19 protein-coding genes and 1 pseudogene are annotated in these 15,768 nt (G+C 43.7%); 9 read left to right on the plus strand and 11 right to left on the minus strand.

The features are described 5' to 3' along the window. The first annotated feature begins 75 nt into the window (after positions 1-75). The 3 genes and pseudogenes from THEBA_RS13515 to THEBA_RS15035 form a co-directional block, all read left to right on the plus strand. Complete coding sequence (locus tag THEBA_RS13515; protein WP_014731995.1) at positions 76-405, plus strand: hypothetical protein; 330 nt, start codon at positions 76-78, stop codon at positions 403-405. 115 nt (positions 406-520) lie between these two features. Beyond that, positions 521-673, plus strand: a complete 153-nt coding sequence (locus tag THEBA_RS14525; protein WP_173362777.1) for a hypothetical protein — start codon at positions 521-523, stop codon at positions 671-673. A gap of 314 nt (positions 674-987) precedes the next feature. After that, a pseudogene (locus THEBA_RS15035) lies at positions 988-1,089 on the plus strand (diguanylate cyclase); the annotation flags it as partial. Positions 1,090-1,381: 292 nt separating this feature from the next. Here THEBA_RS15035 and THEBA_RS13525 read toward each other — a convergent pair. From THEBA_RS13525 to THEBA_RS13545, 6 genes are all read right to left on the minus strand, one after another. Continuing rightward, complete coding sequence (locus THEBA_RS13525) at positions 1,382-1,810, minus strand: hypothetical protein (protein WP_014731997.1); 429 nt, start codon at positions 1,808-1,810, stop codon at positions 1,382-1,384. A 242-nt stretch (positions 1,811-2,052) separates the two neighbouring features. Then, a complete protein-coding gene (locus THEBA_RS13530) occupies positions 2,053-2,556 on the minus strand; it encodes a flavodoxin family protein (protein ID WP_014731998.1) in 504 nt (167 codons plus the stop codon). A gap of 91 nt (positions 2,557-2,647) precedes the next feature. Beyond that, the gene (locus THEBA_RS13535; protein ID WP_014731999.1) at positions 2,648-3,118 is read right to left on the minus strand and encodes a GNAT family N-acetyltransferase; all 471 of its coding nucleotides are present in this window, start codon (positions 3,116-3,118) and stop codon (positions 2,648-2,650) included. 424 nt (positions 3,119-3,542) lie between these two features. After that, on the minus strand, positions 3,543-3,704 hold the full coding sequence (locus THEBA_RS14475) for a hypothetical protein (protein ID WP_158309316.1): 162 nt from the start codon (positions 3,702-3,704) through the stop codon (positions 3,543-3,545). Between the two features lie 18 nt (positions 3,705-3,722). Continuing rightward, complete coding sequence (locus THEBA_RS13540) at positions 3,723-4,019, minus strand: hypothetical protein (RefSeq protein ID WP_041928356.1); 297 nt, start codon at positions 4,017-4,019, stop codon at positions 3,723-3,725. Positions 4,020-4,186: 167 nt separating this feature from the next. After that, a complete protein-coding gene (locus THEBA_RS13545) occupies positions 4,187-5,110 on the minus strand; it encodes a GNAT family N-acetyltransferase (protein WP_014732001.1) in 924 nt (307 codons plus the stop codon). A gap of 267 nt (positions 5,111-5,377) precedes the next feature. Here THEBA_RS13545 and THEBA_RS13550 point away from each other — a divergent pair, with 267 nt between their 5' ends. Beyond that, positions 5,378-6,019: a TIGR00153 family protein gene (locus THEBA_RS13550; RefSeq protein WP_014732002.1), complete on the plus strand. Its 642-nt coding sequence runs from the start codon at positions 5,378-5,380 to the stop codon at positions 6,017-6,019. Here THEBA_RS13550 and THEBA_RS13555 read toward each other — a convergent pair whose 3' ends face one another. The 4 genes from THEBA_RS13555 to THEBA_RS13570 form a co-directional block, all read right to left on the minus strand. Further along, the gene (locus THEBA_RS13555) at positions 6,020-6,955 is read right to left on the minus strand and encodes an inorganic phosphate transporter (RefSeq protein ID WP_014732003.1); all 936 of its coding nucleotides are present in this window, start codon (positions 6,953-6,955) and stop codon (positions 6,020-6,022) included. It abuts the gene before it with no gap. 138 nt (positions 6,956-7,093) lie between these two features. After that, on the minus strand, positions 7,094-7,861 hold the full coding sequence (locus THEBA_RS13560) for a metallophosphoesterase (RefSeq protein ID WP_236609176.1): 768 nt from the start codon (positions 7,859-7,861) through the stop codon (positions 7,094-7,096). 74 nt (positions 7,862-7,935) lie between these two features. Continuing rightward, positions 7,936-9,093, minus strand: coding sequence for a glycosyltransferase (locus THEBA_RS13565; protein WP_014732005.1), 1,158 nt, complete (start codon positions 9,091-9,093; stop codon positions 7,936-7,938). A 1-nt stretch (position 9,094) separates the two neighbouring features. After that, the gene (locus THEBA_RS13570; RefSeq protein WP_014732006.1) at positions 9,095-9,682 is read right to left on the minus strand and encodes a glycerol-3-phosphate acyltransferase; all 588 of its coding nucleotides are present in this window, start codon (positions 9,680-9,682) and stop codon (positions 9,095-9,097) included. Positions 9,683-9,890: 208 nt separating this feature from the next. Here THEBA_RS13570 and THEBA_RS13575 point away from each other — a divergent pair, with 208 nt between their 5' ends. From THEBA_RS13575 to THEBA_RS13585, 3 genes are read left to right on the plus strand one after another with little or no spacing between them, the layout of a single operon-like run. After that, a complete protein-coding gene (locus tag THEBA_RS13575; protein ID WP_014732007.1) occupies positions 9,891-11,120 on the plus strand; it encodes a S41 family peptidase in 1,230 nt (409 codons plus the stop codon). Continuing rightward, entirely contained in the window at positions 11,121-12,239 is a 1,119-nt protein-coding gene (iadA, locus tag THEBA_RS13580) for a beta-aspartyl-peptidase (RefSeq protein WP_014732008.1), read from the plus strand. A gap of 16 nt (positions 12,240-12,255) precedes the next feature. After that, entirely contained in the window at positions 12,256-12,753 is a 498-nt protein-coding gene (locus THEBA_RS13585) for a flavodoxin family protein (RefSeq protein ID WP_014732009.1), read from the plus strand. Here the strand turns inward: THEBA_RS13585 and THEBA_RS13590 are convergent. Further along, positions 12,750-13,298 carry a manganese efflux pump MntP gene (locus tag THEBA_RS13590; protein WP_014732010.1) on the minus strand — a complete coding sequence of 183 codons (549 nt, stop codon included), beginning with the start codon at positions 13,296-13,298 and terminating at the stop codon, positions 12,750-12,752. The two genes, THEBA_RS13585 and THEBA_RS13590, sit on opposite strands and share 4 nt — an antisense overlap. A 259-nt stretch (positions 13,299-13,557) precedes the next feature. Between THEBA_RS13590 and THEBA_RS13595 the strand changes: the two genes are divergently transcribed. Continuing rightward, on the plus strand, positions 13,558-14,028 hold the full coding sequence (locus THEBA_RS13595) for a non-canonical purine NTP pyrophosphatase (RefSeq protein WP_269078301.1): 471 nt from the start codon (positions 13,558-13,560) through the stop codon (positions 14,026-14,028). A gap of 211 nt (positions 14,029-14,239) precedes the next feature. After that, positions 14,240-15,067 (plus strand): alpha/beta fold hydrolase, encoded by an 828-nt coding sequence (locus THEBA_RS13600; protein WP_014732011.1) that lies wholly within the window; start codon positions 14,240-14,242, stop codon positions 15,065-15,067. The last annotated feature ends 701 nt before the right edge of the window (positions 15,068-15,768 follow it).

Genomic DNA, 15,768 nt, shown 5'->3' on the forward strand with positions numbered 1-15,768 from the left:
TTGTAAATTTCGCTTTTAGGCAGCAAAATTCTGAGAAAGAACGAAATTACGTAGGTCATGCCGAAAGGAGCGGAGATGCTTCGGCTAAGATCGTATTTAGTGGATTTGGAAAGACATTTGGCGAAAGATAGACATCGCAACTTCTTCCTTTCAAATGATATGGCAATTACTGAAAACTCACCTGTTGGCCTTTGCTTCGAAGACATTTATTCGGGTTCCGTGTTCCTCAATAGAGGAGCCAGGGAATCGGGGTTGAGAGTTTCCGATTCCGTCTCTTACCCTGGGGGAGAGAGCTTTGTTGAGTTTGTGAAGTCTGAGAATTTCGAGAGATGTTTCAGGAGTATGGTTATCGATAACGACGAGAAGGTTTCAGGTTTGGATGTGCGAAATTCTTTGTTGAAATAACGGATAGAGGATGACGAATAAAGAACCTTGGGAGAACAGGAAGAAGATTAGAAAACTCCAATAACTCGCTCTTGATCTTTCAAAGGCCGCAAGTGAACATGTCTGTGATCTGATCGTGGATGCTAAGAAAATTCTGGAGTTCGATATGCCCGGTCTTGATATTGTAGAGCTTGAAAACCTTGTTGTTAAGAGAGTAACCGAACCTGTTTCTGACAACGGTGAAGTCCGCTACAGCAAAGAGAAGGGGGTAGGCGGCAGGACCTTATGAGAAGGCAAGACGCCAGTCTTTCCAGATACTTCGAAGGGCAGGGAGGCAAAACCGAGAAGTAGCAAATACAGATCGGCTCTCAGCAAATCTGTTGGAAGATACGGGGTCTTCCAAACGATATCCACAGAGCCGGATGAATTTAGTAGTGAAGCCATTGAGCTGGCGGAAGTTCTTATAGTCCATGCTGCAGAAGCAATCAACAGAATAAGAAACAGATTCGAGATGACAAGGATAACTTTTGACGACCCTCTCACGGGAGCACTTGGCAGGTATGGACTAAAGAAGTTTTCGGTAGCAGAAATCGAGAGAGCGAAAAGAAACCTCTCCAACTTTCATTCATAATGACGGGTGTAGACGGGTTTAAGAAGTTAAATGACTCTTCCGGTCGTGTCTGTGGTGACTCTGTGCTTTCTTAGCTTGCTGAATCTGTTAAGAAGATCATTAGAAGCAGTGAACGAATAGTCTGGTGGGGAGGCGGTGAATTCTTAATTATCCTTACCGGAGTATCCCTCGAAGATGCCAGGCCGATGGGGGAAAGAATACTTGATCAGCCGAGAGAAATCTGCCAAGAAAAGCAGTAAACAGCGGTGAGCATAGGAATAATACGTTTGCCAGAAAACGACCATAGTGTCGACGAAACGATACATCGAGCCGACAGTGTGCTGTGCACGGCAAAGAATAGCGGCAAAAACTGTGTCGATATCTTTTCTAAATAGCAGGAACGGTTTTTACAATTGTAAACCTGCCCGTCTGGTCTCTTTCCAAATAGACAGAGAGCCGTATGTCTTTTATCCAGCTACCTTCTCTTGAACCCAAAGAATTCCATAAGCAGCTATCGATATCGGTTGGCTTAACCGAGATGGAAGCAAGCAGAACTGTATAGTTGCCTGTCCCCTCGAAAACTATTATGTCCTCAATCAAATATCCGGTAAGCCTTGACTCTTCTGGAAGCGAGCGATCTTCAAAGCCTTTCAAGTAATCACTTAGCAAGGAGCTACCGATTTCCTTTGCAGTAACCTCTTTAGCAAACTCGCTTTCAACAGAAGAATGAAACAAAGTGTCCCCAAAGAAAAGCACCGTGCCGAGCAAGGCTGCTTGCAGAAGAATGGCCAGGTAGATCCATCTGTAATCTTCCATTAGAATCAACTCCCACATACCATGAAAAAAGACCTCACGCAGATTATACCGTATTTCTTCGGCATATCAGAACTTCCGTGAGCAATTGGAAGGCGAATAAAGTGGTCGACAGAACGTGGAATCGCACCGCTAGATTAATCTAATTTTTACACTCTCAAAAAAGACAAATCATCAGTTTTGAAAAGGAAAGCTCTTGCCTCGCTTTAAAGACAAGAGCCATCTTTAGTAACTCTCATTTCATACTAGGACAGGGATTTCAGGACCTGTCTGGCCCAGTTTGCACTTGCGTTGGCTGCGTACTTTACGCCGGAACCTATTGGATCGTAGAAATCTATGGCACCGACAATTTTGTTTTCCGAAAGCTTGCTCATCAACTCCTGGAAAACTATTCCCATTAGGCCCTCATGGGTACAAAATAGAGCGATGTTTTTATTGGAAAGCTTAGTTTTTCTAATGAAGCTTTCGACTGGCGGTGCGTAGCTCATTGCCCAAACCGGTGAACCAATAAAAATTAGGTCGTAACTGTCGGGATCAAGCAAAAAAGGTTCAAGATCCGGCACAGGGTCCATGCTAACACTCTCCCCTTCCCAAATGTACTTCACTTTTCTTCCGCCACTTTTTTCCACCGGTTTTAGCTCGAGAAGATCGGCATTGGTTTCGCCTGCAATTGATTCGGCAATTGACTTAGTACTTTCGTCATGAGAGTAATAAACAACTAGAACGTTCTTTCCATTTTCTACAGACATAAATCAGACCTCCAATTAATATCCGACTATTATTATCTATATTTATTCTCTCACATTTGACGTTGTTTTCATAGAACTATAGGGTCTTCGACTAATCTTGAGCAAAACGCATTTCTGCATACTTTGTCTTGAATCCCATCTTTTTATAGAGAAACCTTGCAGGGTTATTCTCTTCAACATGCAGGGCAATATCGCCGTTGCATGTTCTCTTTATCTGTTTGATCAGTTTTTTGCCGATGCCTATGCCTCTGGCTTCTCTGTCAACCGCGATGTAAACGAGTATGTGTTCTGGTATATACTCCTTCATCCCCGTGTCGTTTACTACAGAAGCACCAAGAATCCTCTCTCCATGTCTTGCAATAAGAACGAAGCCACCTTTACCCGCTTCGTTCGAGAAGGCATATTCAATGGATCTCCAAATTGCTTTTCTATCGTCACCGTACTCTTCAAGGTGAGTATGAAGGAAGTCCACGATTCTGTCGATTCCGATTTCCCTCTCGGCAGTTTCCATGTTCTCAAATCGATCAATAGTGATCTTCTCGTTTTTGGTTAGCAGCTTCAAAAAAACACCTCCGTTTGAAATAGTTATTCGTTTGTATATCTAATATAATTATACCATCGTGAATTGTTAACAACTGTAAAAGCTTATTATAGCGATCTCAACTATTTCGGCTGAAAAGGGATTACGGGAGGTGGCTTAACAAAACCTTTGCCTTCATTAGAATACAAGTCAGTATAAACTACCGTCGGACTTTCTCTCTCAAGCCCTATTCAATGAGATATCTCCTCAGGAGAACTAATCATCGCAGAATCTCTTCAACTTCTCGTTTACCTCTTCCTTGTTGCATCTCAGCCCTGGCTCACAAACACCTGCGATCTCCCATGGCATTATTACCTGTCCTTCTTCCTCTTCGGAAATCTGATCATCGTACCGGAATCACTGAACTATTTCGCGAGCCGTCCGCTCGTTCACGCTCAGTAACCGCTTACCGCTCATCTACCGTAGCTGCGTTTCCATGTACATCTACTATTCTGTCTTCCTTGTTTACCCTGGGTTCAATCATCTCGTGAAGAAGAAGAAAGATCTTTGCCTGTCTAGCCTTTTCTCTTAGTCCGGATCTATGATTTCTAACGTGTAGTTGACTCAAGTTCAGTTCTTTTGAAATTTATTTGTTGCCCAGTGCTGCGCAAGAATACTCAATCATTGTCTGCTGGTGTTCCGAGAGTCCGGTGTACTTCCTTTCATGCATGAGAATAGAGTGAAAGGGCGAAACACGGTTTCTAGATCTGTGTTCTTTCGCTGCCATTTCGGCGTCCATAAGAACTTCATCGGGATTCCCAAAGATCGCTCCCTTCTTAAAAGACATTTCACATGTCAAACAGACATAGTCGGTGTTTAGAACTTTACAAGCGGCCTTCAATTCCTCATTGCTGCTTTCCCAGAGAAGTTCGGATGATTCCATGAACTCACCTCCCGCTTGAGAGTGTGATAGATAATGATGACAGAGTGCAAACAAGAGAAGTGTGTGTTCGATCATAAGTAACTATGCAATTCACTCGTTTATCACAATACCTTGACGCCTTTGGGCCGTCAGGCAATGGTAGGTGAACAGGAGTTGATAACTATCGTTTATATTTCCAGTGCGAGAACTCTTCTCTTTAGCCGAAATTTGAATCCGGCTTCTTCATAGATCTTCTTTGCCGAGGTTCTGTCAGACGTCACCGATAGAATTGCCCGTGTCTTGCCCAGTTTCTTAAGGTATGTAAGAGAAGTCGCCAAAAGGGCTCTCGCCACACCCTTTCCTCTCCACTCCTGTACCACAAAGATTTCCTCAGTGTAGCACTTATCACTGTTTTGAGCATCGGGATAAATCATTACACTTCCTGCAATGTTTCCTCCGGCATCGATGGCGGCAATTATTACGCCTTCTCGTCTCCATTCGGCTCTACTGAAGAAGTAATTGAGATACTTGTATTCTAGTGGGGAATCGGGAAAGCATATCTGCTCAACCCTGAGATACTGCAAAATCTCCGGCTCTCTTCTGGGTTTCAGCTTTGCGATATTCAAACCTTCAGGGAGACTATAAGAAGAAATCTCTTCACTGAGATCCTTCTCCATGTAAATAAAGTCGATCCAGTGAGTGAATCCTACAGAGGAAAAGAAATCACTCTTAGTCTTCTCGGTGTCGGCAATTTTTACACATATTCGCTTCCCCGCGGCCGGAAAGAAGCCCTTCGTGGATTCGATAATCAAAGGAATCGAAGCTTTGTAAAGGGCAGACATTAGATCCGGATCTGCGAAGTGCTCGAGTATTATTTCGAGCCAAATGTGATGAAAGAACTCTCTTGAGAAATTCTGCCGGGCGAAGAATCTTGAGAATCCCAGAACCCTTCCATTATCGACTGCCAGAAGAATATTCTTTCTCCCGTTCAGCAAGGGATTTCTGAAATCGTCAGCTGTGAATTTCTCGGCATCCGGATGGTTTCTTTCGTAATCTAACTGAATGTCTAACATCCTTTGCTTGAAGTCCTTTGAATAGCCCTGAATTTTCACTTATGAACCTCCGCTTGAATGATCTCAAAATGGATAAAGTGCTACTTCTCATACTTATTAACAATCATCACTGATCAAACATCATCATCTTATCAAGTTACCCCGGATAACTCTGGGATAAAAGTGGCATAATATATAAATAATAGAATCTACTAGAGTTTGTCAAGCGTTGCACAGAAAATCAAGTTCTTAGGGTGTGATGAAGTGAGGGAAAACAGAGACTCTAGTGGATTTGCAAGTATCTTGAAGCCCGGAGGTGGACCACTAATGTTTTTTGGTAAGAAAGAAGTGGCGATTATTCAACTTTTCCACGAGCACCTGGATTTCATCTCAAAGACTCTGGAGAACCTTGAAAAGGTCTTTCTTGCCATTGAGAGTGAGGATTCTATGTCGATAGAGATTTACGCGGAAGAGGTAAGAAAAATGGAATCGGCTGCAGATGCAAAGAGGCGCGAGATGGAAAATTCCATGTATCAAGGGGCCTTCCTCCCCAATTTTCGTGGAGATTTTCTCGGCCTTGCAGAAACGTTCGATAAGGTGGCTAATGAAGCGGAAAATGTTGTTGACCAGATAATACTGCAACATCTCTCGGTACCTCCAGAGCTCAGGAATGATCTGCTAAAACAGGCTCAGCTGGCAATTAAAACATATGAAGTATCGAAGGAGGCAGCCCTAAACCTCTTTCAGGAGTTGAGTGTAGCCGAGGAGATGATAAAAGAAACGGAACGTCTCGAGAACGTTGAGGACAGCCACGAGCGGGCACTTATAAAAAGGATCTTTGAAATGGATCTCACACTTGCCGAGAAGAGGCAGCTGCGGGAACTGGTTCTTTCGATTGGTGATATAGCTAATTATTCGGAGGATTGCTCCGACCGTATGGAAATCATCGTTCTAAAAAGAAGAGTCTAGTTAGAAGAGCCCCTTAACGGCATTGACAATCAAATAAAGCCCAAGGGATACGAATCCGGCGATCAACGGAGTTTGTAACCATCCTAGAGCGATATTTCGTAGGATCTTGAAGTTAATGTCGCTGGAACCTCTTGCAAGGCCTGCACCAATTACTGCACCAACTATTGCCTGAGAAGTTGAAACTGGAACTCCTATTACAGCAAAAACCCACACAGTTATCGCTTGGGAAAGCACGGCTATCACAGCGGAGAAATGATCGAGCAACGTAATCTGCTTTCCGACAGTGAGCATAACTCTCTTGCTGAATGTCAGGACGCCAAGGGCAATACTTAGTCCACCGACTAGCGCGGCGGTTTCGTAGGGAATTATGCCTGCTAACGGGCCGGTGACGTTAGCGACGTTGTTTGCACCAAGAGCATATGAGCCGTACGCACCTATAATCAGTGCTCCAATCTTAAGTGAAAGATCCTGAGCCTGTATTGTCTTTATTCTTCTGAATAGAATCGCAGATAACTTGTAGAGAAAGAATGAACCAATGGCTGCCCCTATAGGGGTGACTATCCAGCAGATGACTACTTTAGTTAGAACCGACCAGTCAACTGTTGAGTTTAGGATCCCTATCCCCAGAATTGCCCCCATCATTGCTTGGGAGGAAGAGGAAGGGATTCCCAGATATGTCATTATTGTCATTGAAAGAGCAGCTCCAATTGTGCTTACAGAAGCAGTTAGAAGTGTCTGACTGCTAACACTGGAGATTGTTTCCAGTCCCCTGGAACCCTCCAGGAGCGCACCAATAACTATGAAAATAGCAGAGAGCACCACCGCGACGCGGTATTTTACGAGACCTGAAGTAACCGCTGTTCCATATACGTTTGCAGCGTCATTCGCACCCAAAGCCCAGCCGAAAACAACAGCAGGTATTATCGCAAAAAACATAATAGCCTCCAACAGGAGAATGGAAATTTGATTGATTATATCACGGCCGTTAATAGATTCGAAGCCGCTTTGGGGATTTGATTAAAGATCAAAGTCGGCAGAAATACGGATAAGAAAGATTTATTGGAGCTGACACTACTAGAACTCAATGAAGACAAGTTCCGGTAGACTTGCGAGTCTGCCAGGAAACCAGCCGCCAACTCCTCGAGTTACAAAGACCTTTGTCCCATTGATCTGATAGAGACCTCTGAAGAAATCTCCGCTGAAGCGTCTTGTGCTCTTAAGAATGGCTTCAGTTAACCAGGGGATGTAGAACTGACCGCCGTGAGTATGCCCAGCAAGAACGAGGTCAAAATCCTTCAAAACGTCTTCGCGTTCTTCAAGAAGATTTGGAGCGTGAACCATCAGTATCTTGAGATCGTAGTCATCTTCCGGAAGAAACTTTGTCCATGAGAAGTAGTGATGTGAAGGAGTTCCCGTTAGTCCCAGTTTCTTATCTGAGATCTGAATTTTAGCTGAGTTTGCATGAACAACATTTATTCCTGCTTCCTCATACACTTTCTGCATCGTAGTCGTTTCCGACTCTTCCCAGTTGCCATAAACTGCGTATACAGGCGCAATTGCTGTAAGTTCGGATAGAAAGCTCTCCATGTATTCCATATCCGTGTACGGAGCCAGAACATCTCCGCCAAAAAGAATCAAATCGACTCCCTCATCCGCGAACTTCTCGAGAATACGATCGTGGAGCGGCTTTTTCGTCCATATATGAATATCGGCAAAAAAGGCGATCTTCACTGAGGGGTCATCGGAAAAAGTAAGCCTCTCAACCGTCAAAATGTTAGGTTCGATTAAAAACACATAGGCAATGACGCAAGCAAAAACCAACCAGAATTTCCAATGCTTCAAGAGAAACCTTCCCCAAACAGTTTTGTCGTGCGTTAACATTTTACATTATTGTTGGGCCGTACCGATCTGTTTCACTAAATAAATCGTGATTTCTTCTTTACAAGGGCCCTACCTTTCCATTTCGTACATCCAAAGAAGTGAAAGATAATCGATAGATAACCAATGATAGATGAGATCGTTGCGATAAGCGGATATAAAACGACAACTAAAGGCGAAAGACCGAACTTCGCACTTGCGAGAAACCAGAAGATTATTGAAAACAACACGCTAACCGTTGAGGAAATGCCAATTGTAGGTGAAGTAACCGCACCGGAAATGAATAGAATTAACATTACCAAAGGGAAAAGGTTTATCGTAAGTATCCATGTCCAAACAAAAATCGCCGGAATCAAGCGATATTCGAATAGGGCGAAGTAGTTCTTGAGAAAACCCACACAAGCATCTTTGAAACTCTCATACATTTTGCACTCAACAAGGTCTGAGGCATTGTAAAGCCTCCACTTCATTCCTGCCTTCTTAATCAGCTTTCCAAGAGAAAGGTCATCTACTCCATGGTCTCTTACGGACTCATGTCCACCAATAGAACAATATGACTTCTTCCTGAACATCATGAATTGCCCACAGGTGACAGAAAGTGCTTGAAACTTGGTTCTGTAGGCTAAGGCCAAGGGGAAAATCGACAATATGCTGTGCACCATGAAGGGCACCGTCAACAATTCTCCCAAGGTATCGGTTCTTTCTTTGACTACCGCCGAAAGCAAATCCAGATCTTCTATCTGCATTGCTTTGACTGCAAAGGAGACAGTCGACGGCGAGTGCACAGTATCCGCATCTGTAAAAAAGAGGATCTCCCCCTTTGCTTCCATTGAAAGTTGATTGCATGCCCAGTGTTTACCAAGCCAACCCTTGGGCAACGCCTTCCCTTTGATTATTCTTAAATTGTCGGAATTCTTTGCCAGTGATTGCAGGATTTCCATCGTCCTGTCGGAAGAGCAGTCTTCAAGCACTATTACCTCGATATTGCTGTAGTCCTGGTTAAGGAGAGACGTAACACATGCAAAGATATTCTTCTCCTCATTTCTGGCGGGGATCAAAATGGAAACCATTGGTCCAGGAATGGCTTTCTTTAAGCGACTCATTCTCTTAATCACGAAAAGATTTGAAAGAGTAATTACTAGCATGATTCCGAGAAAGACAGAAATCGAGATAGACTGAGATTGAAGAAAGCCCATCTCACTTCCCTCCAAAAAACTTTAGCTTTATTGGAAAGACCAACTGATCTCTGTGCTTGAAGGCAAGTAGAGAAGTATTGAGTATCCATGTCAGGGTAAGAACCAAATTTCTTTGAACAAGTAGAAGTGCAAGAAGGCCAAACATGCTTAGAATGACCTTCCAACCATCTGTGCTGGGTACCAGAATAAACGTAAAAAACAACATTAACACACCGATTATCGTCGGCCCGACCCACAAGGTCAATCCTGACCAAATACCGAAAGAAACCGCGACTGCCTTTCCTCCTTTCATTCCCAGGAATGGGGAAAAGGCGTGTCCCAAGACGGGCGAAATCGCGACAGGGACAAGTCCTAGGCCTGAAATATCCCCAATAGAGCACGCTAGCAATACAGGAAAATACCCCTTAGAATAGTCAAGTGCCATCGCAATCAACCCCAGAATAATACCTGCGCCTCTAATTACATTTGATGAGCCGGGATTGCCGTCGGCGATTTCCGATATTCTCTTACCGGTAGTTTTCTCATAGAGGATTTTTGAGTACATTATTGATCCGGAAAGAAAGCCCAAAGCTGTCCACAAAAGAAACATGATCCAATCCTCCTATGTAAAAAACGCAATACTCCCCTTTCCGTTCGCCCTCACTGAACATTATGCAAAGCTGACCGCTACCGAAGCTTCATATTAGGATTATACAGAATCTCCGCTCCATAGTTCGATAGTAAAATTCATCTTTGCTGGTACCGATAGAACTTCAGTCGATGGTACAATCTCATCGAAACTTGAAAGGATGGTGAAGATGAAGCGAATCCAGTTTATAGGTATCATTTTGATCATGTGGACAGCCACATTTTCAGTACAGAATCTCGCTGATCTCTCTTCCGAAGACTGGATAGAGGATATCGAGTATCTTGAAGAAAGGCTGATCAGCATTCATCCCAATCCCTTCTTCAGGATAGATCGGGGGGTCTTTCAAACTTCGATTGAAGCCCTTGAGCAAAGTCTTGAAGAGTTGTCATGGTACGAAATTTACACAAGACTGACGGAAATCGTTGCATCGATTGGAGATGGACATACGGTTGTCTATCCTCAAGGAAGTTCCACGCTCTATCCGATATATACTTACTGGTTCAGTGACGGTCTCTACATAATTGCTACATCGGAGAGTGAACAGAGACTTCTTAATTCGAAAGTCCTCGAAATATCCGGCATGAAAGTTGATGATGCTTTGAAAGCCCTTAGAAGAGTTGTGTCTCACGACAACGAATGGGGTTTCATGAATTCTCACTCTGACTATTTGAACAAACCCGAGATCATGATGGGTCTTGGACTTGCCGACAAAGACGGAAATCTGGTTCTTAAGGTGGAAAACAACGGAGTTGTCAATGAAGTACTCGTTGAGCCTCAGAATACTGGATTCCAGTGGGTTCAGAAGAGAATAGAAGAAATCGACAGAACTTACATTGGAAGGAAGTACTGGTATCAGTATTACCCTGACTCAAAGATACTGCATTTCCATTACGCGTCATGTGGCTCAGAAAAAGGAAATCCGTTCATTTTTTTCAACTTCGAAATGTTTCTTTTTACATGGACCAATGCAGTAGACAAATTAGTTATTGATCTTAGAGGAAACGGAGGAGGTAGCTCAGCCATTCTGGAACCCTTCATCCTAAGAATGATGATAGATTGGAGGCTGAACAGAACGGGCAAGCTCTTCGTTCTAATCGATCGTGGAACTTTCTCTTCGGCAGTTCTCAATGCCATTTCTCTGAAAAAGCGCACAAATGCGATCTTTGTGGGAGAACCAACGGGAGGCAGTCCGAGGCATTATGGTGAAGTGAAGAGATTCGTCTTACCCAACTCCGGAATATCTGTAAGTTGTTCAAGCACTTACTGGAGAACAACTTCCGATACATCACCGGCTTTCATGCCAGATATCATTGCTATTAGATCTTTTGAGGACTACTACTATATGCGAGATCTGGCAATGGAGGCAGTTGAATCCTATAGAACCGAAAAGGAGGAATAAATGATCACGCTGTTCAAGAACGTTGAAGTATTCACACCGAAGCCTCTTGGAAAAAAGGATATTCTTGTTTCGGGTGAAAGGATCTTAGAGATAGATGAGCGAATTGATGAGTCTGCAATAGTTTCATTGAATGGAAGAGTTCTTGATCTTTCCGATGCATACGCAGTTCCCGGATTTGTTGATGGCCACGTCCATCTTATCGGTGGAGGGGGAGAAGGAGGCTTTTCGACTAGAACCCCAGAAGGTAGCTCGAAGCAGTTTCTCGAAGTCGGTACTACTACCGTAATCGGCCTATTAGGTACAGACGGTATTACGAGAGATCACATATCTCTCCTTGCAAAGGCCAGAGACGTTCAAAACGATGGACTGAACGCGTTCATGCTTACCGGTTCATACAGGTATCCGTTAAAGACGATTACCGGAGACATCATGAGGGACATAGTCCTGATACCGGAAATCATTGGCGTTGGAGAAGTCGCGATCTCCGATCATAGAAGCAGTAATCTGAGCGCCAAAGAATTGCAGAGATTTGCAATGGATGCTCGAGTTGCCGGAATGCTCTCAGGCAAGGCAGGAGTTGTTGTTCTACATCTTGGAGATGGTCAGGAGAAGTTGAAGCCTCTTTATGAAGCTACTTCAGATGGTACCCTCAGTCCAACTCAGTTGATTCCAACTCATATCTGTCGTACTGAAGAGCTCCTTTCTCAGGGCATTGACTGGGTGAGCAGCAAGGGTGGCTATATAGACATAACTGCAAATGAGGATAACACACACCTGGTTCTAAGCGATATTTACAGAAGAAAGATCAGATTCGACAGAATTTGCGTATCATCTGACGGGCTTGGTTCACTTCCGAAGTTCGATAGCGAGAAGAACCTCGTGGGAATAAAACCAGCACCGGTCGACACTCTTATGAAAAGCTTCATAAAGCTTATAAGTGAAGAAGGACTTCCAATTGATGAGGCTCTCAGACCCTTCACGATTAATCCTGCCAGATTCTTCCATCTTGCAGAAAATGGGATAGGAACACTGAAGAAGGGCGGCATCGCCAGTATTGTTTTTCTTCACAGAGATCTTAGCATCGACCATGTTGTTTCTAACGGCCGGTTGTTAGTGTAGAAGGAGGCTCATCAGAATGGAATTTGCCGCAGTGTATTACAGTAGATCGGGTTCTACCAGAGCTATCGCAGAAAGTTTTGCAGGTTCTTGCGGTGCAAAGCTCTTTAAACTCGAGGATCTAAAACCCAGGAAATCTGTTTCTGGGTTCTCCGCTCTTCTGGGTTTAGGAAGCGCTTTGAAAGAGCCGCTGCCCGATGTAAGAAGTTTCGACTTGATTGTTCTTTTCACTCCGATTTTTGCGTGGCATCCTTCACCTCAGATGAATACATTCGTAAGGAATGGAGATCTGAAAGGTAAGCATGTCTATCTTGTGGGAGTTGGAGCCGGTGAGAGCAATGTTAAAGCTCTCGAGAGGTTCAGAAAAGAAGTTGAAAAGGCGGGAGCAAAAGTGTTGGGTTCAAAGAACCTAAAAGGACTTCAAATTAAGCAGGATATCAAAGAGGTAGAGCCGAAGCTTTTGGAGAGCGGCAGTCAGTTGGCTGGCACTATTGAGAGGGCTTTCAAAGAGACCTAGAACAGATGCTCCAGAAGTATCTTGGTGCCGATTGCTATCAGCACTGTTCCCCCCACTGCCTCCATAGCTCTGCCCATTTTCTGGCTGATCCTTTGACCTCCACTTACTCCGATTGCCGAAAGCGAAGCGGTGATCACCCCAGTCATTTTAGCAGTCTCTATAACTGGTTTTTCTACAAACTCATAGGCACTACCTACGGCTAATGCATCTATCGATGTGGCGACTGAGAGAGAGATCAGAGTCAGCCCTTTGGTTTGATCCTTGCAAATTTCCTCTCCCTGGTTTTCAAAAGACTCGTAGAGCATTCTCCCTCCAATTATTGCTAGCAGAATGAATGCTATCCAGTGATCAAAATCCACAATGAAATCTCTGAAGCCTGCTGCAAGCAAGAATCCAATGAGCGGCATACCAAACTGGAAGAACCCGAAATGGAAAGATACCCTGAAAACATGCCTTCCTGTCACGCCAGGAAGAGATATTCCTGTACAAATCGAAACGGCGAATGCATCTAATGCAAGACCCGTAGCAACTAGCAGATTCTCCATTTAGAGCTCCCGTAGTAAGATTAACTAGATAGTAGCATATCGTCACCAGAAAGATCTGTGCTGCGGATTAGGCGACTTGTCGGCTCTGATCGAATCTTTTGAGGGCTCCAGTAATCTCACAAACAGAAAATCCCATCCAAAGACTTGCAGTATGTGGAGAGCGATTTAACGACGCCTAATCTGGAGGTTGGAACTGAGAGGGGAGAGAGTGTTATCATAAGAAGAAATACAATGATATCAAGGTGATGCATCATTAGAAATAACCTACGGCACACGAAATCTGGCTAAAGAGATGAGCATGAAGAAGATGCTTTTCGAATTGGAGCTGCAGTTAAAGGATTTATCTTCTTTTGAGCATCTTCCAGTTCTCGAAGAGACAGGATCAAATCCGCTGGACAATTCACGAGCAAAGGCGGAAATTTACTTTCGTTTTTCCTATAGACCTGTATTTGCCTGTGATTCCGGTCTTCACATCGAAGGCTCAGATTCCGAACTTCAGCCCAGAGTAAAGATAAAGAGACAGAGTTCTAAGGTTCTGAATGATGATGAAATGATCGACCACTACAAAAAGCTTTCGGAAGGACTTGGAGGAAGAGCGGTGGCACATTATGGGAACGCAATCTTGCTTATCCTGGGCGATCAGAAACGTTGGCTGATGGATGACACGATAGAAGAGACGTTTTACCTTGTGAGTAGGCCTCACCCTGCAAGAGTAGAGAGTTTTCCTTAGAATTCGCTCTCTATAGATATTCAGATGGCTAAGTACTTTGCTGTTGCTACCGATGAAGAAAGGCCCATTCTAGATAATTGTTTAAATGGTCTCAGGGATTTCTTTCGCGAAGCAATCAGTTCATTTGGTGATCGGCATTTTGATCAGCAATGTCGCAATCCCACATTTCATGGCATGTCACTAAACGGCAGAATTTCGAAAGGAGAATAAAATGGCTTATAAAACAATCAATGGAGTTAAGCTTTATTATGAGATAAGAGGCAATGAAGAGGGAGAAGAAACCGTCGCCTTTTTCAACGGAGTCATGGCTTCAGTGAACAGCTGGTCGCTTCAGTCACGTGTGTTTGAGAGATTTGGCTACAGGGTTCTTCTACACGACTTCAAGGGGCAGCTTCTCTCGGAAAAACCCGAAGGTCCATACACATTCAAAGAACATGCGGAAGAGGCAAGACTTCTCATGAAGGAACTGGGAATCGAAAAGGTGCATTTGATAGGCACTTCATACGGTGGAGAAGTGGCCCTCAGATTTGCAATAGATTTTCCAGAAGCCGTTAAATCGATTTCGATCATCGATTCGGTAAGTGAGCTCGACGAAGTTCTCAAGCTTTTTGTTGGAGGCTGGAAGGATGCAGCGAAAGCTGGAGATCCGAGGAAGTTCTTCTGGAACATGGTACCGACAATCTATGGTGATTCATTCATTAGAAAGAACTTGAAGATGCTCGAAGAGAGAGCGATGGCCCTTGAAAAAGCCAGTTCCGATTACTTTGAAGGGCAGATTGCCCTATACGAAACTTTCTTAGGGGACGTTTGCATGACCGACCTTCTTGAAAGAATTAGCTGTCGGACACTTGTAGTATGTGGGGAAGAGGATATACTTAAGCCCAAAAAGTTCTCCAAGACCATAGCGGATAGAATCCAGAAGTCCGAGTTCGCAATTATTCCTGATAGCGGTCATGTGACAATATTTGAGAAGCCGGATGTGCTTAACAGCTTGCTTCTTGGATTCATCATGAAGAATTCTAATCTACATGTACAGTAGGTCGCGGGATTTCGCTCGTAGATCTTTCTGACAGACCTGACATCATTAATGTCACTAAATGAGTTTATTCAGGCACGTTGCAATAGAGATTAACAGGTACTACTTTCACACCAGCCGCAGTCCCAGCTGAGCTACCTTCTTTACCTTATCTGGAGTAGTTCCAACAGATTTCGCGAGTTCTGAAGATGTATCTTCATCATTGAGTTTTTGTGAGATCAGATCGAATAAATTTATTGGTCTCCTCCTTTGAAAATTCTGTAACATCTACCTTATACTTCTTAATTTCAAAAAATAAGATCATAAGCGAGACTCAATCTAATGAACGAAATATCTATGTTCAAATGCTGTTTCGTCTAAATCTTTTCGATCGAAAGTCGCAATCATTTGTGAAGCGTTGGTTCAGGAAGAAAGAGATCGTATTCTGAACGCCCACCTGGCTTAGAATAATGTAAATCAGGAAAAACCGTACCAGAAAATCGCACTCCGAACATGGTGGGCCTGTATTGAAGAAGAGTGTAAAAAGCAAATTTCAGGTCTGTCTTATTATTCGTTACCGTTTTGGGAGTCGTTCTGCAGCTATTACTTTCCAGAAGGCCTTCTGAGGCTTTTGCCAAATTCAATTATTACACATTGCAGACTAACCTGATCGTTTCGATAGTTACCTTTCTGAATATTGTATCTGACTGGAAAGGCTGGAAATC

The organism is Mesotoga prima MesG1.Ag.4.2 (assembly GCF_000147715.2).
Lineage (GTDB): Bacteria > Thermotogota > Thermotogae > Petrotogales > Kosmotogaceae > Mesotoga > Mesotoga prima.